The sequence below is a fragment of the Shewanella sp. BJSY2023SW001 genome (assembly GCF_047314685.1).
GTDB classification, from domain to species: Bacteria; Pseudomonadota; Gammaproteobacteria; order Enterobacterales; family Shewanellaceae; genus Shewanella; species Shewanella indica.
The window spans coordinates 49,626-71,495 of sequence record NZ_JBKORF010000036.1 but is presented as its reverse complement, the minus strand read 5'-3'; the positions used below and the strand labels follow the sequence as shown (position 1 = coordinate 71,495).

The following is a 21,870-nucleotide window of genomic DNA, read 5'->3' as shown; positions in this document are numbered from 1 at the left end:
TTTCCAATGGACCAGATACAATTCACCATAGCGAATATGAAGTGCGGCGGCTGCGCCCGCAAGATAAAGGCCCTGTTCGCCGATGATACCGGCGTAGAAGCCGCTACTGAGGTGGCAGATAAGTCGTTGACGCTGACATTCGCCCCGGGCGCTGAGCTTACCCCCGCCGCGGCGTTGGCGAAACTGAAAGACGCAGGTTATGACGCCGAGCAGGCCGAGATTGCTGCTCCCGGCGCCAGTGACAGCGCGCAAGAGCCCAGCCCTGAACCTAGCCCTGAAGCCCCTGGCCGCTTTAGTTTCCATGTTGCCGATATGAACTGCGGCCACTGTGAGAGTAAGCTTCGCAAGGCGCTGGCTGATGAGCTTGAGGTAGAAGTCGACCTTAAAGACAAACAGCTACGGGTGAATAGTCACAAGAGCGCGGCCGAACTGGCCGAATTGATAACCGGCGCAGGCTTTACCCCGCAAGCGCTTGCGCCTGGCAATACAAGTGAGCCGGAAAACTTCCGCTTTTATGTTGGCGATATGACCTGTGGCCATTGTGAGGCCAGTATTCGTAAGGCACTCAGCGATGAAGCTGAGGTGACGGTCAATCTGAACCAGAAACAGCTTGCACTGAAAAGCCATAAAACCGCCGCCGAGTTGACCGAACTGTTAAAGGCCGCCGGGTTTACCGCCGAGCCTTGGCGCGATGAGCATGCCGAGACTGATACTGATACTGATACTGATACCGAGACTGAGATTGAGACAGAAGCTCAGGCTGACGCTTCGAAACCGGCAGTGGCTGCAACTACAACTGAAGCTGAAACTGGCAAGCATGCCGATAAAGCCGTCAAGCACAAGGCCGCCACGGCTTATCCTGCCAGCCCCACACTACTGTTTGTGCCGGATATGAGCTGCGCCAGCTGCGTGGCCAAGATAGAAAAAGCCTTTGCCGCCAAAGAGGTCGAGGCCAGAGTCAACTTGGCCGACAAGCAGGTTAGCGTAGCCGCTGGGCTGCCTGTGGCTGAAGCCGTTGCGCTGCTGCTCTCGGCCGGGTATCGCGCCGAGCCGATAACGGATGCCGCCAGTGCCATGGCCGACAAGGCCGAGCATGATGCCAGGGAATATCGCACCCGGATCAGGCAGGCCATTGCTGGTCTTGGGCTGGGGATCCCCTTGATGATCTGGGGCCTAGCCGGTGGTGACATGATGATCCACGATAGCCAAAGCCAACTTATCTGGGGCGCCATGGGGCTGCTGACCTTGTTGCTGCTGGTCACCACAGGGGGGCATTTCTTCAGTGGTATGTGGCGTTCACTCAAGGCCAAGAGTGCCAATATGGATACGTTGATCGCCTTGGGTACGGGCACGGCCTGGCTTTACTCCATGCTGGTGGTGCTTATTCCCGGCTTTTTCCCCGACGGCACCCGTCATGTGTACTTTGAGGCCAGTGTGATGATCCTCGGCTTGATTAACCTTGGGCACGCATTGGAGCTGAGAGCCCGCGGCAAGACCAGTGAAGCGGTGCAGAAGCTTATTGGCCTGCAGAGCAATACGGCTATCAAGATCACCGAAAACGGCGATGAAACCGTGGCCATAGCGGCGCTGGTGGTGGGTGACAAGCTGAGACTGCGCCCGGGTGACAGAGTGGCGCTCGACGGTGAAGTGCTTTCAGGCAATTCGTTGCTCGATGAGTCCATGCTCACAGGCGAACCCATTCCTGTGGCTAAATCCGTGGGCGACAGTCTGAGCGCCGGCACAGTTAATGGTAACGGCAGCCTTATTTACCAAGTTACTGCCGGGCCTGCCGATACCCGCCTGGCGAAGATTATCGCCCTGGTTCAGGAGGCCCAGACCTCCAAGATGCCCATAGGGCGATTGACAGACAAGATAGCCGCCGTGTTTGTGCCTGTGGTGGTGGTTATTGCGCTGCTGGCGGCCATCATCTGGTATTTTGCCGGTCCTGAGCCCGCGCTGTCCCATGCGCTGGTGGTGCTGACCAGTGTACTGATTATCGCCTGTCCCTGCGCCTTGGGGCTGGCGACGCCTATGTCCATCATGGTATCTGTCGGCCGCGCCGCTTCCATGGGGGTGTTGGTGAAAAACGGTGAGGCGCTGCAAACCGCCAGCAAGGTCAGCTGTGTGGTGCTGGATAAAACCGGCACCATCACAGAAGGTAAGCCCGCCGTCACTCAGGTAGATATTTTCGATGATGCCTTTGATGAGCGCGAGCTGCTGCGTGCCGTGGCGAGCCTTGAGCAACACTCAGGCCACCCCTTGGCGGCGGCGCTGCTGGATGCCGCCAAAGCCAAAGAGGTTGTGCTGAGTGAACCGCAGGGGTTTGACTATCGCCAGGGGCAAGGGCTGCTGGGGCAGTTTGAAGGCCGGCAGTGGGCGGTCGGCAACAGCAAGCTAATGGACGCACTGGGCATTAGGCTGACCGAGGCGCACCAGGCAAGGCTGGAGCAGGGGGCGGCGCTTGGACACACCCAGGTGCTGGTGGCCCGAGATAATCAACTGCTGGCGTTGGTGGGGATCAGTGATCCAATCAAAGCCGATGCCAAAGAAGCCATGGCCGCGCTCAAGGCCCAGGGCAAGCGCTTGGTATTGCTCAGTGGTGATAACCAGGCCACAGCCGAAGCCGTGGCGCGTCAGGTGGGGATAGAGGAAGTCATCGCCGGGGTGTTGCCGGATGAAAAGCAATCCTGGGTCAGTAAGTTTCAAGCGCAGGGTGAAGTGGTGGCCATGGTCGGTGATGGGATCAATGACGCCCCGGCGCTGATGGCCGCCGATGTCGGCATTGCCATGGGCTCGGGCACAGAGATTGCTATAGAGAGCGCCGACCTGACCTTGCTTAACCCAAGGCTGGGCAGCTTGGCCGGGGCATTTGCCCTGTCGCGGGCGACGCTTGGCAACATCAAGCAGAACCTGTTCGGCGCCTTTATCTATAACACTCTGGGGATCCCGATTGCTGCCGGGGTGCTGTACCCGCTGACAGGGATCTTGCTGAGCCCTGTGGTGGCCGGCGCGGCAATGGCGCTGTCTTCCTTGACTGTGGTGACCAACGCCAACCGCTTGCGGCGTCAGTCTTTGGATTAAGCTTTTTCAGCGTTCGAGCCGGGGAAATTGCCCCGGCTTTTTCTTGTTTTATCGCCTTGTTTTTCCTATTTAAATAAGGGGTTTGCCTTTGCTCAGCAATAATGCCTGCCGAAAAGAGAGCCTGCGGTCACGGCCTTAGCCAGTTAGAGCCTTTAGTCTAAAGAGCCTTTGGTCAATATAAGCTTGGGGCTGGATATCGCGGGCCAAGCGAGTCACAGCAAGGACAACAGGGAATAAGAAAAGAAATGGGAAAGGAGAAAAGGAATGGGGAAGGAGCCGGAAAATGCAATCCAGAAAATTCACCGCGGCAGCTAAGCTGAGTCTGCTAGGCGGCGCCTTACTGCTTAGTGCCGTCTCTGTACCTGCTCAGGCGGGCTGCGGCGTGAAAAGCACTGAGTGCATAGTGATCAAGGGCGACAGCCAAAAGACCCTGGAGTGTGAAATCACGGTTTGTGCCAATGTGCACTCATTTCTCAGTCGCTGGCAGTTGGCCGATGGCACCACGCTGAGCACGGATTACACCGAGGACAGCGAGAGCATCACTATCAATGGTGAGCCGGGATATGCCTTGCCGGCGGATATTTTGCGCCCCGAACTTGGCTGTTACAGCACTTTTGCAACAAACAAGACGGAAACTACCTTGGTGTGTGGCCGCGATCTGGATTTTTAATCTGCTTGCAGAATATTTTTAAAGTCTTTTATAAACAGCTGGTTGCATTTTTTTATCTCGATGATCGACCGCGAGTTTGGTTGATAATTCACGCAGGAATGTTATAGTGCCCGGCTTTATTTACCCGGCCAATCATAGGCCTTGGGCTCTTGGACGCGGCTTTACATAGCCCGGTCCCGCATCTGGATATTTTGGAATCATACAGTGATAACGACAGCTAACATCACCATGCAGTTTGGCGCCAAGCCGCTGTTTGAAAACATCTCGGTTAAATTCGGCGAAGGCAACAGATACGGCCTTATCGGCGCCAATGGCTGCGGTAAGTCTACTTTTATGAAGATCCTTTCCGGTGAGTTGGAGCCAACCTCGGGTAATGTTTCGCTGGATCCCAACGAGCGTCTGGGTAAGCTGAACCAGGATCAGTTCGCCTATGAAGAGCACAGCGTTATCGACACAGTGATCATGGGCCACAAAGAGCTGTGGGCGGTGAAGCAGGAGCGCGATCGCATCTACTCCTTACCGGAAATGAGCGAAGAAGACGGCATTAAAGTGGCCGATCTTGAGATGCAGTTTGCCGAAATGGACGGTTATACCGCAGAAAGCCGCGCCGGTGAGTTGCTGCTCGGGGTGGGTATTCCGCTGGAGCAACATTTTGGCCCTATGAGTGAAGTGGCACCGGGTTGGAAACTCAGGGTGCTGCTGGCACAGGCCTTGTTCTCTGATCCCGATGTATTGCTGCTCGACGAACCGACCAACAACTTGGATATCGATACCATTCGCTGGCTGCAGGAGATGCTTAACCAGCGTAACAGCACCATGATCATCATTTCCCACGACAGATACTTCCTCAACTCTGTCTGTACCCATATGGCGGATCTGGACTATGGTGAGCTGCGGGTCTATCCGGGCAACTATGATGAATACATGACAGCCGCCTCACAGGCCCGCGAGCGCCTGGTGGCTGAAAACGCCAAGAAGAAGGCACAGATTGCCGAGCTGCAAACCTTCGTGGCGCGCTTCTCTGCCAACGCTTCCAAGGCCAAGCAGGCCACATCCCGTGCCCGTCAAATCGACAAGATCAAGCTGGATGAGATCAAGGCCTCCAGCCGGGTTAACCCCTACATTCGTTTCGAGCAGGAGAAGAAACTGTTCCGTAACGCTTTGATTGTTGAGAACATGAGCAATGGTTACGATGAGCTGCTGTTCAAGGATGTGAACTTTATCGCAGAAGTGGGCGAGCGTATTGCGATTCTGGGTGAAAACGGTGTGGGTAAGACCACCTTGCTGCGTACACTGATCCATGAGTTGCCACAAAAGAGCGGTACCATTCAGTGGTCTGAAAACCATCGTATCGGCTACTACGCCCAGGATCATGCCAGCGACTTTGAAAATGATATGAACCTGTTCGACTGGATGGGTCAGTGGCGTCTGGAAGGTGATGACGATCAGGCGGTGCGTTCAGTGCTGGGCCGTATGCTGTTCAGCGCCGACGACATCAAGAAATCTGTCAAGGTACTGTCCGGTGGTGAGCAGGGTCGTATGCTGTTTGGCAAGCTGATGCTGCAAAAGCCCAATATTCTGGTGATGGACGAACCAACCAACCACCTGGATATGGAATCGATAGAGTCGCTGAACAACGCTCTCGAGCTCTATGAAGGCACCTTGCTGTTTGTCAGCCATGACCGCGCCTTCGTGTCATCTCTGGCCAACCGTATCATAGAGATAAGCGCTGATGGCGTGAGCGACTTCAAGGGCACTTATGATGAGTTCCTGGCCAGCAAAGGCATTGAAGCCTAAGTCTTTTATGGCAGGCTTGGTGTAACACCCAGTGAAAAAATCACAATAAACAAGGCCGGTTCATTGAACCGGCCTTGTTGTTTTTTAAAGGCTTGGATCAGAGGCGCGCTGACTTATTCTTCTGAGGAGTCAAGCTTCTGACTGTGGCCATATTGCTGGTGCAGATCAAAAATCTGCGACCATTGCCTTCCTTAACTAGTAATACCGCAACAATATTGTGTGAACTATATAATCTATTCACTTGAGTTGTCTTTTTTTGCGTTGATTTCCAATAGTTCAATATGAGTCGCTGCCGTTAGCCAAGGTTTAGGTATACAATTGCCGGCTTTCTTGCCTCAAAGGGCGTGTTGTAGGAAATGCTTATATATGTCGGTTGTATTGCCTAAAAAGTTTCGTTATGACATTAACGGACTAAGAGCTTGGGCTGTTGTTGCAGTTATTTTATTTCATTTTAAGGTGCTAGGATTTGCTGGAGGGTTTGTAGGAGTCGATATTTTTTTTGTTATTTCGGGTCTGTTAATGACAAAAATAATAGTGACAGGCTTAGAAAGTAACAGTTTCTCCTATAGCCGTTTTATGTTTGCAAGAGCCAAACGAATTTTTCCCGTATTGGCCGTATTATGTGTAGCATTATTGGTTTTCGGTTGGTTTTGGTTGTCAACGATCGATTATCAAAAATTAGGTACTCATATTGTTGGTGCGGCTTTATTCATTTCTAATCATAAGCTTTACAGTGAGGCTGGTTATTTCGATGCGGCATCTTATGAAAAATGGTTGCTTCATTCTTGGTCGCTGTCAGTTGAGTGGCAGTTTTATTTATTGTTGCCACTGGTATTGATGTTGGCTTGGCGCTGGCGCGGTAAACAAGCTGTATTACTCTCTTTGTTAGCTATTGCGCTGGTTTCCTTTATGTTGTCTGTGTATGCCGTGGAGACTAACCCTAGTGCGGCATTCTATCTTTTACCTTTTAGGGCATGGGAGATGGTAACAGGTGGACTTATTTGGTGGGTGATGAGACATAAGCAACTGGGACAGATGGCCAGTAAAGTCATAGAGTTGCTCGGGTTTACGTTAATTCTAATGGCTATCTTCGGTTTTAATGAGGCAACGCCATGGCCTGGAGGATATGCTTTAGTGCCGGTGCTTGGGGCTGTATTGGTGTTAGCTGCCAACCGTCAAGAGTCTCCTTTGACTGCTAATCCACTTATCGCACGTGTGGGATTGATTTCTTATTCACTTTATTTATGGCACTGGCCTATTGTCGTGTTTCTTGCTTATGCGGGGGAGCAAAATAATCCTACTTGGATTGTTGCTGGTATCTTGCTTACGTTTGCATTCGGAGAACTATCGTATCGATTTATTGAAACTCGCTCTAGTTATTACCTAGGTCAACTTAGCTTTAAAAAGGCTACATGGGTATTATTTTGCGTTTTATTATTGGTTGAGTTATTAGCAGTAACCGCACGACATTTAGAGGTTGAAGGACGGTTACCTAAAAAAGTTGAAAAAGCAAGTCAAGGGTCATTTGATCGTAACCCTAGATTAAATGAATGTCTTCTTGGACCTGGACGAGATATTCCCGAATCTAGCTGTATACATGGCACAGGAAAAGTACAAGCTGTGGTTGTTGGCGATAGCCATGCCAATGCGGTGATATCGAGTGTGGTATTAGCTGCTGAAGACAAAGGAAGTGTTGTGGAGATGACCTATAATGGCTGCTCAACCCTAATTGGAGCCAAGAGTCATATACCTAAATCACAATGTGATCTGTTTAATCAACATGTGCTTGATACCTTATCTACCACCAGTGATATACCTGTAATTTTAATTTCTCGATTAACAGGTAGTGTTTTTGGTTATAACGAACGGCACAAATTCCAAAATAGACCAGTGATCTACTTTGGTGATAATCCTGAACAGACTAGTGACGAGGTATATAAAGACTTTGTGATGAAACAGATCGAAACTGTGTGTCAATTAAGTCAATATCGTCCGGTATACCTGGTTCGTCCGTTGCCTGAAATGGATGTTGATGTACCAACTACTGTTTATCGTAACTTAATGTTTAACAATGGGTTACAAGATGTTTTTATTACTGATCAAGATTATATGCAACGTCATACCCTGATTTGGCAAGCACAGGATAAAGCTGCGGCCGCTTGTGGTGCTAAAGTGCTTAATCCATTGCCTTACCTTTGCGTTAATGGGCGTTGTATGGGAAGTAAGGATGGACTTTCTCTGTATTATGATACTAACCATTTGAGTGAATATGGGAATAAGTTTTTAACACCCATGTTTAAACCTTTATTTCAATAGTAAGACTAATTTTCGCATTGTTCCTAGTATACATGGTAGTGCTCATATGAGCTTGGGGGATTACATCGGATAGATGTAATCCCCTTTTTGATATAATAATGGAACTGTTCGGCATTAGAGGTTTGCAGTATTTTTTAAGCTAATAAGTTAGTGAACTATCGAACTATCCAGATCAATTATCGCTTCATACTGACTAATATAAACTTTGCCTTTGAAGTGTTCAAAGAAGTCCGATTTTTTAATATTATCCATGACCGGGCCTTTAACTTCTGATAAGTGTAGTTGAATATCGGAATCTTTCAGGCGGTCGTGAATTAACGTCAAGCTTTCCAGCGCACTGGCATCGACTGTGTTTACCCCGGATAACATCAATACCAGATGTTGGGTCTTAGGATACTGTTGCAAATATTCCATTATCTGATCTTCCAGATAACGAGCATTGGCAAAATATAAGCTTTCGTCAATCCGCAGGCTGAGTACCGTTTTACTTTGGATTACATTAAAACGAAGAATATTGCGAAAATGTTGGCTTCCCTCGATTAAACCAACCACTGCAATATGTGGCCGACTGGTGCGCCATAGAAATAGCGCTAGAGATGTAGCCAATCCTGCTAATACGCCAATCTCAACATTAAATGCCAGTAAACCGATAATGGTGAGAAACATGGCGATGGCATCACTCTTGGCACTTTTCCAGGTATGGATAATGGCTTGCACATCAATCAGTGCCGATACAGCAACGATAATAGTTGCCGCTAACACCGCATGTGGCAAATAGGTAAACAGCGGGGTGAAGTAAAGTACGGTAATGCCGATTCCAATTGCGGTAAATGTCCCCGCCATTGGCGTTTCAGCGCCGGCATCATAATTAACGACTGAGCGCGACAGACCACCTGTAACTGGAAATCCCCCATTAATAGCTGATGCGATGTTGGCACCACTTAAGGCAATCAGCTCCTGATTCGGCTCAATTCTCTGGCGACGTTTCGCCGCTAATGTCTGCCCAACTGAAGCTGACTCGACGAAACCGATAACACTCAGCAGAATCGAGGCCGGAAGCAGGTCTCCGATTAGTGCGAGGTCGAGCGAAGGCAGTGAAAAGCTAGGCAAACCGCTTGGGATCTGGCCAACTACGCTGACGCCTTTTTTGTCCAGATCAAATAGGGCTACTAACACAATACTCAATATCATCACTATCACAGGAGCCAGTTTGATTGCATGACCTGCCAGTTCTGATGAAAGTCCTAGTTTGATTAAATTGGGTTTGAGGCTTTTGCGTGCATAGATAAGGGCAATCAAACTGAATGCCCCAATCATCAGGGTATAGAGATTAGTTTGGGGTAACGCAAGAATCAGATTCGCCACGCGCTGCAGCACATTTTCTCCATGCAGTGGCAAGCCAAAAATATGTTTAAGCTGGCCAATAGAGATAAGAATACCAGAAGCAGTCATAAAGCCAGAAAGCACCGGATGGCTTAAAAATGTGGTCAGAAATCCCAGTCTTAGTACCGACATCAGCAATAGCACGATACCGGAAAGAAATGCCAAGGTTGCAGCGGCGGTGATATAACCCTGGCTACCAGTTTCAAACAGTGGAGCAACGGCCTCTGCGGTCATTAACGAGATCACCGCTACCGGGCCCACGGCCAGTGTTTTACTGGTGCCAAGCATAGTATAAACAATCAGCGGCAGGATACTGGCGTACAGACCAACAACGGGGGGCAGACCAGCAACCATCGCGTATGCAAGGCTTTGTGGGATAAGCATCAAAGTCACGATAATAGCAGCTAAGCCATCTTTCGTGGCGTCATGACGCGAATAATCAGGCAACCAAGATGAAATCGGCAACCATTCCAACCAAGAATTTTTCATGCTTTGGCTATCCTAAGCAATGTGTGAATTCGGTTAATCGGGTTGCTTAACCCAACTAAGATCAAAACCCATTTTGGTAGCTTGGGCAATACGTCGATCAAATGAACCCAATTCGGTGCAGCTTATCGACCAGAGTGCGCTGCAACGTGTTCCCGTGCGACAGAAAGCCAAAATAGGTTTAGGGGCGTGCATAAAGAACTGACCAAACTGCTTTCCCTGATCCTGAGTAATATTTCCGGAAATAACCGGCAGGTGAAAATAGGTCATCCCCTGTTCTTTAGCCAGTCGTTCAATTTCTCTATTCAGTGGCTGATCATTTTCTTCCCCATCTGGACGGTTATTGATGATCGACTTAAATCCCATTGATGCCAGACGTGGTATGTCGCTGGGTAAAATTTGTGGTGAAACGGTAATTGATTCCGTTAAATAGATTGGTATTAGCATAATCGCAACTCAGTTTCAGACTTTATTCAATGGTATTTTCAGATAGCGCACACCATTATCTTCTTCCGGTGGTAACTCTCCGGCACGCATATTGACCTGAACCGAAGGCAAAATCAGGGTTGGCATATTCAGTGTGGCATCACGTCCTCTGCGCATCTCAACAAATTGCTGCTCAGAAATATTCTGTTTGACGTGAATATTGTATAGGCGTTCATCACCAATCGTAGTTTCAAACAGGTACTCTTCGCGATTTGGTGCTTTGTAGTCATGACACATAAAGACGCGTGTTTCATCAGGCAGAGCGAACAATTTCTGAATTGAGCGATAGAGGGTTGCTGCATCTCCTCCGGGGAAATCGCAACGGGCGGTGCCGTAATCGGGCATAAATAAAGTGTCGCCAACAAATACGCAGTTACCAATCACATAAGCCATACAGGCAGGAGTGTGGCCCGGAGTATGAATTGCGTGCGCTTCAATATTACCAAGAGTAAAAGTCTCTTGATCGGCAAACAAATGATCAAACTGACTGCCGTCCATCGCGAAATCACTACCGGCATTAAATAGCTTGCCGAACGTATCTTGTATCACAGTGATTTTTTCACCAATACCCAGTTCGCCACCAAGTTTCTGCTTGATATAGGGGGCCGCACTTAGATGATCAGCATGAACATGAGTTTCAAGGATCCACTCGACCTTTAAGCCACTTTTCGTTACAAACTCAATCAGTTTATCTGCTGTTTCGTAAGAAGTCCTGCCTGAAGCGGGGTCGTAGTCTAGTACCGAATCGATAACGGCACATTGCTGGCTGTTTGGATCTACGACTACATAGCTGTAGGTGAATGTTTTCGGATCGAAAAATTCGTAAACGCTGGGGGTCATATTTCCTCCTTGATTCCATAAAAGATGATTAACGTCACGTGGGCCGGATAGCATCCGTTTACATAGCAACTCGCATGGTTTGCGGATTACAGCTTTTTTACTGAAGCACCAGTCAACCTAGTTATAACCTTGAACTTTAAGTACTTCGGCTTCTTGAGTGGTTGCCGGTGGTGGAACAATCACTTCATTGCCTGGGATCCAGCTTTCTGGAGTTGCACATACGTTTGCATCGCTAGTTTGTAGTGTTTCAGCTAGACCTAAAATTTCTGCCACAGAACGGCCATTGCTCATTGGGTAGTAAAGCATTGCGCGGAGTACGGCTTCAGGGGCGATAACAAAAGTGGCACGAACCGCAGAAGTATTACTCGCACCTGGCTGAACCATGCCGTAAGCACCAGCGATTTTTATATTTAGGTCAGCAATAATCGGGAAGTTAATTTCAACACCCAAGTTATCTTTAATGCTACGAGCCCATGCGATGTGTGCATGAATACCTTCGATAGACAGCCCCATCGGTTCACAATTAAGAGCTGTAAAATCTGCACTTACCTGAGTAAACGCCATAAATTCAGTGGTACATACCGGGGTAAAGTCTGCCGGATCAGAGAAAAGAACCAACCATTTACCTTTGGAGTCTTCCAGGCTAAGCGTACCCTGGGTGGTTTTTGCGGTGAAAGGCGGAGCTGCTTCATTTAGACCTGGCATCGCAACTACAGTTGTCTGTTCAGTCATATAGCGTTTCTTACTTGCATCAGGATTTTGTCAATAAGATTTTTCTAATAGATATACTATAATAGCATTCGCTACTAAGTACAAATAGAAATTCTCAATTAGTCCGAGAGGGTATAGCGATTAGGGAAGCAGGAATTCAGATAATAAGCACCGGAACAAAAGTGCGTTAAACAGCGCGGCTTCAAACCAAGAACTACGGCTCCGGAGTTACCATAGGGAAGCATATGAAGGATAATTTGCAGCCTAAAGCTGACTTGGCTAAAATTACTGTAATTTTATCCAGTAATACTGTTCAGTGACAGTCAAAGGACGCAGTGGATGATCCTCTATATCGCCGAAAAGCCCAGCCTTGGGCGCGCCATCGCCGAGGTGCTCCCTAAACCCCATCGCAAACATGAGGGCTATATCGAGCTTGGCAATGGTGATTGTGTTTCCTGGTGTATAGGTCATCTGCTGGAGCAAGTTGAGCCGGATGCCTACGATCCCGCCTACAAGTCCTGGCAGTTGGAGCATCTGCCTATTGTCCCGTCCGATTGGCAGGTTAAACCCAAAGCCAGCAGTCGCGGGCAACTTAGTGTCTTGCGTAAATTGGTCAAGCAGGCCAGTGAGTTGGTCAATGCCGGCGATCCGGATCGGGAAGGACAGTTGTTGGTAGATGAAGTGATTGCTCACCTTGGGGTCAAGGGCGATAAGCTGGCGGCGGTCAAACGCTTGTTGATAAGCGACCTCAACCCGCAGGCGGTAAAACGCGCCCTGGGACAGATGCGCAGCAACCGCGAGTTTGTGCCATTGTCGACTTCGGCACTGGCACGCAGCCGAGCAGATTGGCTCTACGGCATGAATATGACCCGTGCCTATACCCTGCAGGGGCGCAAGGTGGGCTATCAGGGCGTGCTTTCGGTCGGTCGGGTGCAAACTCCTGTGCTTGGTTTGGTTGTCCGGCGCGATCAGGAAATCGCCGCCTTTGTGCCCAAACCTTTTTATGAAGTGCTGGCCCATCTTAGTACCCAAGAGGGCAGCTGTTTCAGCGCCCGCTGGCAGCCCAGTGAGGCCTGTCAACCTTGGATGGATGAGGAGGGGCGGGTGCTCTCCCGCGGTTTGGCGATGAATGTGGTCGGCAGGATCACCGGCCAACCCGGCCGGGTAGATGAGCTGGAGCGCAAGCAAAGACACCAGGCGCCGCCTTTGCTCTATAGTCTATCGGCGCTGCAGATTGATTGTGCCAAACGCTTCGGCATGAGCGCCAAAGAGGTGCTGGATACGGCGCAGTCTCTGTATGAACGGCATAAATTGATAACCTATCCGCGATCCGATAGCCGCCATTTGCCCAAGGCGCAGTTACAGCTGGCCCCGGTAGTCTTGAATGCTATTACCCAAGGGGTAGCAGAGCTGCTGCAAGGCTGTGAAGCGCCTAATCCCGCCCTTAAGTCCAAGGCCTGGAACGATGCCAAGGTAGACGCCCATCATGCAATAGTGCCTACGGAAAAGACGGCTAACCTCGGTGTGTTGTCACAGCGTGAGCGTCAGGTGTATTTGCAGATTGCCCGTCAGTATTTGGCGCAGTTTTACCCCAATTATGAATACCTTGAAACCCGCGTTGTGATCGACATTGCCGGAGGTTGCTTCGTGGCTAAGGCCAAACAGCCATTAAAACAGGGTTGGAAGCAATTGTTTGGCAAACAAAAAGCCGACGATGAAGCGGAAGATATTCAAACTGTTTTGCCTGAGCTGACTCAGGGGCAGATGCTGGATTGCCTCAAGGGTGAATTAGTGGAGAAGATGACCCAGGCGCCCAAGCATTTTACCGATGCCACACTGCTGGCGGCGATGACAGGCATAAGCCGCTATGTGAAAGACACTGAGATCCGCAAAATTCTCAAGGAAACCGATGGGCTGGGGACAGAAGCAACCCGAGCCGGGATCATTGAACTCTTGTTTAAACGTGGCTTTTTGAAACGTCAGGGCAAGAGTATTTTGGCTACCGAGGCCGGCAGCGGGCTTATTCAAAGCCTGCCCGAAGTGGCCACCACGCCGGATATGACGGCGCTGTGGGAAAGTAGCCTGGATGCGATTTGTCGCCGTGAACTTAAATATCAGGCTTTTATGCAGCCCTTGACGGCTAAATTGGGCGAGCTTATTGAGCAGGCCAAGGCACAACTGCCTACGGCCTTGAGCGGCGTGAAAAGTACAGGCTTCAAAGGACGTAAACGTCGCAGTGGCGCTTATGCCGCTAAGGCCGGTGCCTCCAAGGGCGCAAGCATCAAGAAGGGCACTGGCGTTAAGACCGGCACCGCCAAGCGCAGCTATCGCTCAGCGACCAAGAGCAAAACCAAAGCCCAGTCTGCAACTTCCTGAGGACTGGCGGTTATTTCAAGCGTCGGTATTGGTTGGACAGGGGATGGTACTCGTATCCCAGCGCCCTGAGCTTATGCTCGAGCAGGGTAGGTGACAGGTCAAGCTCGTAATAAAGTGCATCTTTGTCCGGGCAACTTAGCCTCAGTTTCTCATTGACTATGCCCAACAGTATTTCGGCGGGCAGATGTTGCAGGCTTTCCATATTCCCTCCAAGTGTCAGCTATTGACTGCCCCATAATGCAATAGAGTTGGCTTGGGTTGCAAATCTCACCTGAGTGTATTTAAAGTTTTAAAAAAATCAACATCTTAATAAAGTAATTTTATTTTCTGTTCCAGGCGGTTTTATCAATCTTTTTACCGGTTCCTGCTAGATCAAATATTCGCAAACACTTTAACTAAATTCAATATAATTGTTTAAAAATCAATCTGTTAATGTTTGTTATCAAGGTATTTGATTCTGCCCTTGTCGATACGCATGCATTCCTTTTGCTGCAGAAACAGTTCGCTTGTTACAACGATATTTAATTCTTCTCACGGCATTTAACGCTTTCCAATCACGATATTTCACGATTTGTCGATCCAGCGCAGGAAACCAGGGGCTGGAATTGGCTTTTTTACAGCTGGCACGCAAACTGCAGCCCTCGAGTAACACATATAAATATGTCTAATAAATCAGCGTATTAAACGCGTTTTACTTATAAAAGGGTAATGAATATGAACAAGAAGATCCTGGCACTTGTGATCCCGGCTATGCTGGCAAGTGGCGCTTCCCAGGCTGTGGAGCTGTATAAAGATCAGACCAACAGTGTAAACATGATCGGCTGGCTGGGTTTTGCTGCCTTCAATGATGGTCATGAAACCTCTGTTATCGATAATTTCTCTCGCGTAGGTTTCCGTTTTGATCGTCAGGAACGCAATGGCTGGCGCGCCTTTGCCCACACTGAGTGGGGCATCAACATGGTGACCAGTGATGACGGCCTGATCTACACCCAAGGCCAGGGCGGTGGTCAGATGCGCGCCGAGAAGAACAGTGACTTCTTGTTCAACCGCTTGGGTTATGTGGGTATGGCTCACGACAAGTGGGGTACTCTGACTTTCGGTAAGCAGTGGGGGGCATATTATGATGTGGCTTATACCACAGATATCCTGGATGCCTTCACTGGTTGGTCTGTTGGTGCCTACACCTTTGGTGACGGCGGCCTGACAGGTGCCGGTCGTGCCGATGCTGCCTTCCAGTATCGCAATACCTTCTTCGGCAAGCTGCATATCGCCCTGCAGTATGCTTCCAAGCAAAATGACGATGTTGCCCTGTTTGACGAAAACGGCGTGGCGCTCAACGATGGCTCTGAGCTGAGCTTTGACTCCAGCTATGGTGCCAGCGTGACTTACTATGTAACCGATAAGTTCAAGGTGTTGGCCGGTTTCAACCGTGGTGACTTTGAAGGCAACCTGGCCGGTGTCGCCGTTGATGATACCAACCAGATCGTCGGTATCGGTGCCCAGTACGGCAGCTTCTACCAGTATGCTCCAGGCCGCGAAGCAGATGGTCTGTACGTTGGCTTCAACGCTCACAAGAGCAAGCAAAACGAACTGGTTGGTGGCAACCTGTACGATTCTACCGGTGGAGAATTCATCGTTGCTTACCAGTATGACAACGGCTTTGTTCCTTCATTCCTGTTGAGCTATCAGGATCTGGATACTGATGCCAACACCGCCATCCAAGGCGACTGGACCCGCCAATTTGCAGTTCTGGGTCTGCACTACCGTTACAGCCGTGACACTGTGATGTATGCCGAAGCCAAGATTGACTTCAGCAGCATGGATGACAAGTCCTGGGAAGATCTGCAGGACAACAACTATGCGGTAGGTATCCGTTACTTCTTCTAAGGGGCTCCCTGTATTTCCCTGCAAAGGCCACCTTAGGGTGGCCTTTTTTTCACTTTTGTTGCCTTGATTCGAAAGGAGAACAAGCGAAACTATGACAGTGAGTAAAGGTCTGTGGTTAACGGCATTATTTAGCTTGTTGGCATTGGGAGAGACTGGTGCCGCCGCGGCATCTACTCGTGTGGAAATTGGTTACCTGGGGTTTTCCGGGGATACCCGTAGCGACAATCGCGGCGCTTTCAACCAACCTTTTGTGGCTTTGAGCTATTTTAATCGTGATGAACATAACACCTTTTATCAACTATTGAAGGTGGAGAACCCGGCTAAAGCCGTCGCCGATAAACGGGTTGCATTTAAATCTTTGACCATTTGGCATTATCGCCTTAATGAAGAGCGTACCGCCTTATGGTTACAAAATTTTCTCGGTACTCATAAACATTTGACCGAAGATAATTTCTATTTGGGATTAAAACAGCATTTTGATTACGGCTCGCTGCGTTTTAATCTGGGGCTGGCGGGGCACTATAGCGTAAGCCAGTCCAATCTGACCGACAGGGATTACTCAGGGGTATCCGGCGTGGTGCTCAATGGCAACAGTTATTACGACTTGCCAGTGTTTCCCAAGGGCTGGAAATTAAACCTGGATTATACTGCGGCTTTTGGGCGTGACCGCGAGCATGCGGCGGTATTTGGTTATGACGACGATTATGGGCATCAGTTGTTTGCAGCGATCTCCGGTTCATTAGTCAAAGATCTGAACCTGAAACTGCAGTTGACGCATTACCAAAGTTGGGGCACTGCGCCCAACGATGGTTTGGAATACAGTGTTGCCGTCAATTACGCATTTTGATCTATTAAACCAATAAGGCCGAAAGAGATGACTTTCGGCCTTATTATTTTTGAGTTGTCGATTACACAATTCCCAGTTTTTTCATTTTGCTGCGCAGCGTATTGGGGTTGATATCCAACAGCTCGGCAGCGCCGCCGGGGCCGTAGAGTTTGCCGCCGGTCACTTTAAGGGCGTGCTCTATGTATTTACGGGTCATGGTTTCCAATGGTACCAGTTGATTGCCCGCATGACTGGGGTCGACCACTATGGTCTGGCCGCTGGCAGTGGCCACGGCTTCGGTTTGCGGCGCCAGGAAACTGAAGTCCAGTGGTCCGGCCGGGTTTTGAATGATGGCCCGTTCCAGCACATTGATCAGCTCCCGGACATTACCGGGCCAATTGTACTGGCTGAGAATGGCCAACTGCTCAGGGCGGATGCAGGGGAGTTTGAGCAACTGGAATCGGGCGCTCAGCTGTTCAATGAAATGCTGTACCAATAGCGGAATATCTGTCCTTCGTTGGCGCAGAGAAGGGATATCAATCGGGAATACTGCCAGTCGGTACCAGAGATCCTCGCGAAAATCCCCCTGATGCACCATGGCTTGCAGGTGTCTGTGAGTCGCGGCAATCACCCTGATATCCAAATGCACCTGTTCATGGCCGCCGACCCTGGTGATGGTGCTGTTTTGCAGTACCCTGAGCAATCTCACCTGAGCCGAGAGTGGCAGTTCACCAATCTCATCGAGGAAGATGGTGCCGCCATTGGCTTGTTCAAAGTAACCGGCCTTGCGCGACTCGGCGCCGGTAAAGGCGCCTTTTTCATAGCCGAACAACTCAGAGTCGATCAGGGTTTCAGGAATGGCGCCGCAGTTGACTTTGACAAAGGGTTTGCCGACTCTGGCCGAGAGTTCATGAATGGCGTTGGCGATCACTTCTTTACCGCAACCGGTTTCCCCCAGCATCAATACTGTGGTGTTGAGGTGGGCGATGGATTGCACCTGTTGCATCACCTGCTTTAGCCCTGAATTGGCACCGACCACACCGTTTTGTACATCAAGAGTGCGTTTGAGGCTAACGTTTTGTTTTGCCAGCGCCTGATTTTCCAGCAGCAGATTACGACCTCTGAGATTGAGGGCGGTGATCAGGGCAAAGGTACTCATCTGCGGCGCCAGCATATCTGCGTGGCGGGGACGGAAAGTGCCGACGCTCTTGGAGTAAAAGCCTACTATGCCCAAATGGGTATCTTCCATCGACATACGTAAAATGATCAGTGAGCGGATCCCGGGGATCACCTTAGGGGCAGCCTGGGATGTCACGGGATCATGATCAATGTCGTTAACAATCCTCACCCTGGGCCTATCGGGATCTTCCAGTGTTTTGGCCAGTCCCTCAGGGAGGGATACCTGGATATCGAGGGTACTTGCCTGCGTTTCGCTTGCCTGGGCGATAAATTGTATGTCATTGAATTCTTTTCGATAAATGTTAATGAATAGGCCGTCGAGTGGCACTGAGTCACGTACATAGTCGAAGTAGTGTTTAAGCGAGGTTTCCAACTGCAGGCTACTGCAGAGCCGCCTGGTACACTCGTAATAAAAGTGTTTTTCCATTGATATTTCAAATAAACCGCGAAGTTTCGTGATTGTAGATCTTTATATTTCGTGATTCTGTGGCCGTAATCATAAATCTCCCCCTGAGCACCTCTTTTTGGTTAGTTGGCATGGCCGGTGCAACTGGTTGACTGAGTTCTTTCCCTGCATGAAAGGAAAATAAGTACATGACAGAAAAACAGAAAATAGACAGTAGTCGTCGTCAGTTGCTCAAAGGCGGCGCCGCTCTGGCAGTGACCGGGGTGGGGATGGCTGTCAGCAATGGTGCCATGGCCCAGTGCCGCGAACAGGCGCCGGAATCCTTTGATGAACTGGTAGACGTATTGGTAGTCGGCAGTGGCTTTGCCGGTATGGCTGCGGCGCTGCAGGCCCGGGAAGCCGGCGTCAGCGTAATGGTTATCGACAAGATGCCTGTTTTTGGCGGCAACTCAACCATTAACGGTGGTGCCATGGCGGTTGCCGGTTCTCCGTTGCAAAAGCAGGCCGGTATTGAAGATTCAGTTGATGCCATGGTCGCCGACATGTTGCGCGCAGGTCGAGGCATGAATGATGTTGAGATGCTCAAGCTGGTATGTAACGGCACGGCGGAATCTTGCCAGTGGCTGATAGATTATGGCGTCAAGTGGAAGCCTTTCGTACAGCATTTCGGTGGTCACAGTGTGCAGCGGGTACTGCAGACAGTTGAGAGCTCCGGCGCCGGTATCATACGTCCGCTGGTCAAGGCTGCCCGCGCCAAAGGCGTGATCATGAAAAATCAAACCAAGCTCGAATCTTTTATCCGAGATGATGAAGGCCGCGTGATCGGGGTCGAGGTTCGTGAAGGTTATTATTTCCCAAGGGAGCGGACAGGTAAGATACGCACCATAGGTGCCCGCAAAGGGGTGATCATGGCGACCGGCGGCTTTGGTCGGGATATCGAATATCGCATGATGCAGCTGCCTGAGCTGAACAATGACCTGGACTCAACCAACCATCCGGGTGCCACATCTGAAGCACTGAAGCAGATGATGCTTCTGGGTGCCAACCCTATCCATCTGGATCAAATCCAATTGGGTCCGTGGGCATCACCCGATGAGAAAGGTTTTGGAACTGCATCCCAGTTCAACACCATTGCCACTTATCCTCACGGCATAGTAGTGGATGTGCGCACCGGTGAGCGTTTCTTTAATGAGTTGGCCGACCGTAAGGCGCGTGCCGATGCCATCATGACCCGCAGAGATGAGCACAACAACCCTGTGTATCCCATTGGCTTTACCAATGCCGAAGGCGCCAAGAATGCCCAAACTTTGGATTGGGGCATCAAGTACAAGGTGATCACCAAGGCCGATACCTTGGATGAGCTGGCCAAGGCTTATGGTATGCCGGCCGACAAGCTCAAGGCGCAGGTGGCCCGTTGGAACGAAGCGGTCAAGAGCGGTGATGACAAAGAGTTTGGTCGACCAATGCAGGAAGCCATAGTGCTGGACAAGGGCCCATGGTACGCAGTGCGTATGTGGCCGAAAGTTCACTACTGCATGGGTGGTGTCAAGGTTAATACCAATTCTGAAGTTCTGCATCTGGTCAGTAACCAGCCGATTGCAGGCTTGTATGCGGCCGGCGAATCCACCGGCGGTATTCACGGTGCCAGCCGTCTAGGTGCTTGCGCCGTGGCTGAAGGTATTGTTACTGGCCGTAACGCCGGCCGTAATTGTGCTGCTGCCAAGCCGGTTGCACTGAAACAAGCGTAACAAATTCAATAATAAGGAGTAAGATGATGAACAAATCTCTAATGCTGGCGTCGCTGACGCTGGGTCTGATGTCAGGTAGTGCTCTGGCAATGGAACAAGTGGTTCTGGATGGCAAGCATATGACTCAGGATCAAGCCTGGGCCATTGCCGATGGCGCCAAAGTCAAAGTAGCCTCTCAGGCCCGTACCAAACTGGTTAAGGCGCACGAGCTGTTGATGGAAGCTGCGCGTCTGGGTAAGCCGGTTTATGGTCTGACTGTAGGTGTGGGCCTGAACAAAGACCACAAGCTGTTTGATGCCAACGGTAAACTGAGTGCCGCTGTTATGGATGCTTCCCGCAGCTTCAACTACAGCACATTGCGCGCTCACAGTGCCGGTGTTGGCGAGCCAATGCCTGTACGTCTGACCCGTGTGGCTCTGGCCGTGCGTCTGAACACCATTTTGGCCGGTCAAACCGGGGTTCAGCCTGTGGTTGCCGACCTTTACGAAGCCTACCTGAACAAGGGTATTACTCCTGTCATTCCTTCACAGGGTACTGTGGGTGAAGCCGACATCCTGCTGGCTTCTCACGTCGGTCTGGCGATGATTGGTGAGTGGGAAGTGTTCTACAAGGGCAAGCGCGTAAGCAGCCGTGAAGCCATGGCTGATGCCGGTGTTCCTTTGCTGGAGCCTATGGGGAAAGATGCCCTGTCTATCCTGTCCAACAACGCAGTGGCTGTAGCCTATGCAATGAAGGGTTATCAGGATGCCAAGCATCTGCTGGAAGTGTCTCCAACCGTATTCGGTTTGAGCCTTGAAGGTTTGAACGGTAACGTGGCGCCTTTCCTGCCACAAACCAATGACATCCGTCCTTTCCCATATATTCAGGCCACCACCAAGGATATTCTGGCGCAGCTGGATGGCAGCTATCTGTGGCAACTGAATGATGAGCGTCCGCTGCAGGATCCTCTGAGCTACCGTACCACAGCCTATACTCTGGCCAGCGCCAAGAAAGCCCTGGTGGATCTGGGCGAAGTGATCGATATCCAGATCAACCACTCAGACGATAACCCAGCCGTAGTACTGGGTGCCTCCAAGGACTACAGCCAATTCCCTCAGGTTGCCAAGTACATGGTTGAAGGCAAGGGCGGTGTGTTCCCAACCACCAACTTCGAGCCTCTGCCTGTCGCCCTGGCAGTACAGAACCTGAGCACTGCTTTGACTCACGTGTCTCACAACAGCGTGATGCGTACTATCCACCTGTCTGATGCTCACTTTACCCGTCTGAGCCGCTTCCTGGCCGGTCCGGAAAATAATGGTCATGCTTTCGGTGCTATCCAGAAAGCCTTCGTTGACATGCAGGTACGTAACAAGCAACTGGCTAGCCCGGTTTCATTCGATGGTGTTCAGATTGCCGGTAATATTGAAGACACTTTCACCAACCTGAAACTGGCTTCTGACAATCTGGTTCAGATTGTTGATAACACCAACACCATCTATGGTCTGGAGCTGCTGCACTCTACTCAAGCTGTTGATCTGCGCAAGATGCACGATAAGAGCTTGAAGCAGGGTAAAGCCACAGGCGCCATGTATGAAGCTTATCGTCAGAAAGTGCCTTTCGTAAGCAAGGATCGTCCTTTCACTCCTGATATTCAGGCGTCACACGACTTTATTGCCAACTACTGATAGAAGAGCGGGGC

The 21,870-nt window shown here is 50.3% G+C and carries 15 protein-coding genes and 1 pseudogene; 10 read left to right on the top strand and 6 right to left on the bottom strand.

The genetic code is table 11. The annotated features are described in order from the left end of the window. Positions 1–6 precede the first annotated feature (6 nt). From ACMHXH_RS08505 to ACMHXH_RS08485, 5 genes and pseudogenes are all read left to right on the top strand, one after another. Positions 7–660 (top strand): annotated as a pseudogene (locus tag ACMHXH_RS08505) (heavy-metal-associated domain-containing protein); the annotation flags it as partial. Positions 661–876: 216 nt separating this feature from the next. Next, positions 877–3,081: a heavy metal translocating P-type ATPase gene (locus ACMHXH_RS08500; protein ID WP_335911644.1), complete on the top strand. Its 2,205-nt coding sequence runs from the start codon at positions 877–879 to the stop codon at positions 3,079–3,081. 283 nt (positions 3,082–3,364) lie between these two features. Then, positions 3,365–3,751 (top strand): hypothetical protein, encoded by a 387-nt coding sequence (locus ACMHXH_RS08495; protein WP_319619387.1) that lies wholly within the window; start codon positions 3,365–3,367, stop codon positions 3,749–3,751. A gap of 204 nt (positions 3,752–3,955) precedes the next feature. Beyond that, positions 3,956–5,548, top strand: a complete 1,593-nt coding sequence (locus ACMHXH_RS08490) for an ABC-F family ATPase (RefSeq protein WP_025009796.1) — start codon at positions 3,956–3,958, stop codon at positions 5,546–5,548. Between the two features lie 366 nt (positions 5,549–5,914). Next, positions 5,915–7,864: an acyltransferase family protein gene (locus ACMHXH_RS08485; protein ID WP_039032784.1), complete on the top strand. Its 1,950-nt coding sequence runs from the start codon at positions 5,915–5,917 to the stop codon at positions 7,862–7,864. A gap of 147 nt (positions 7,865–8,011) precedes the next feature. Here the strand turns inward: ACMHXH_RS08485 and ACMHXH_RS08480 are convergent, their stop codons facing one another. The 4 genes from ACMHXH_RS08480 to ACMHXH_RS08465 all read right to left on the bottom strand — a co-directional run bounded on the left by ACMHXH_RS08480 (position 8,012) and on the right by ACMHXH_RS08465 (position 11,791). Then, a complete protein-coding gene (locus ACMHXH_RS08480) occupies positions 8,012–9,736 on the bottom strand; it encodes a SulP family inorganic anion transporter (RefSeq protein WP_162206277.1) in 1,725 nt (574 codons plus the stop codon). Between the two features lie 33 nt (positions 9,737–9,769). Then, positions 9,770–10,180: a TIGR01244 family sulfur transferase gene (locus tag ACMHXH_RS08475; RefSeq protein WP_162206276.1), complete on the bottom strand. Its 411-nt coding sequence runs from the start codon at positions 10,178–10,180 to the stop codon at positions 9,770–9,772. Between the two features lie 15 nt (positions 10,181–10,195). Next, entirely contained in the window at positions 10,196–11,059 is an 864-nt protein-coding gene (locus ACMHXH_RS08470; protein ID WP_039032787.1) for an MBL fold metallo-hydrolase, read from the bottom strand. 117 nt (positions 11,060–11,176) lie between these two features. Continuing rightward, entirely contained in the window at positions 11,177–11,791 is a 615-nt protein-coding gene (locus ACMHXH_RS08465) for a peroxiredoxin (RefSeq protein ID WP_162206275.1), read from the bottom strand. Positions 11,792–12,109: 318 nt separating this feature from the next. Here ACMHXH_RS08465 and ACMHXH_RS08460 point away from each other — a divergent pair, with 318 nt between their 5' ends. Then, entirely contained in the window at positions 12,110–14,146 is a 2,037-nt protein-coding gene (locus ACMHXH_RS08460) for a DNA topoisomerase III (RefSeq protein ID WP_162206274.1), read from the top strand. A gap of 10 nt (positions 14,147–14,156) precedes the next feature. Here the strand turns inward: ACMHXH_RS08460 and ACMHXH_RS08455 are convergent, their stop codons facing one another. Continuing rightward, positions 14,157–14,348, bottom strand: a complete 192-nt coding sequence (locus ACMHXH_RS08455; protein WP_162206273.1) for a DUF4250 domain-containing protein — start codon at positions 14,346–14,348, stop codon at positions 14,157–14,159. Positions 14,349–14,860: 512 nt separating this feature from the next. On the opposite strand from ACMHXH_RS08455, the gene ACMHXH_RS08450 reads away from it, so the two are divergent. Together ACMHXH_RS08450 and ACMHXH_RS08445 are read left to right on the top strand one after the other, a co-directional pair. After that, entirely contained in the window at positions 14,861–16,033 is a 1,173-nt protein-coding gene (locus tag ACMHXH_RS08450) for a porin (RefSeq protein ID WP_039032790.1), read from the top strand. Positions 16,034–16,124: 91 nt separating this feature from the next. Next, on the top strand, positions 16,125–16,880 hold the full coding sequence (locus ACMHXH_RS08445) for a hypothetical protein (protein WP_162206272.1): 756 nt from the start codon (positions 16,125–16,127) through the stop codon (positions 16,878–16,880). 61 nt (positions 16,881–16,941) lie between these two features. On the opposite strand, the gene ACMHXH_RS08440 is transcribed toward ACMHXH_RS08445, so the two are convergent. Beyond that, positions 16,942–18,465, bottom strand: a complete 1,524-nt coding sequence (locus tag ACMHXH_RS08440; protein WP_071475949.1) for a sigma-54-dependent Fis family transcriptional regulator — start codon at positions 18,463–18,465, stop codon at positions 16,942–16,944. A gap of 167 nt (positions 18,466–18,632) precedes the next feature. On the opposite strand from ACMHXH_RS08440, the gene ACMHXH_RS08435 reads away from it, so the two are divergent. Then, positions 18,633–20,192, top strand: coding sequence for a flavocytochrome c (locus ACMHXH_RS08435; RefSeq protein ID WP_039032793.1), 1,560 nt, complete (start codon positions 18,633–18,635; stop codon positions 20,190–20,192). Between the two features lie 26 nt (positions 20,193–20,218). Beyond that, positions 20,219–21,856: an HAL/PAL/TAL family ammonia-lyase gene (locus tag ACMHXH_RS08430; protein ID WP_162206299.1), complete on the top strand. Its 1,638-nt coding sequence runs from the start codon at positions 20,219–20,221 to the stop codon at positions 21,854–21,856. Positions 21,857–21,870: the final 14 nt, after the last annotated feature.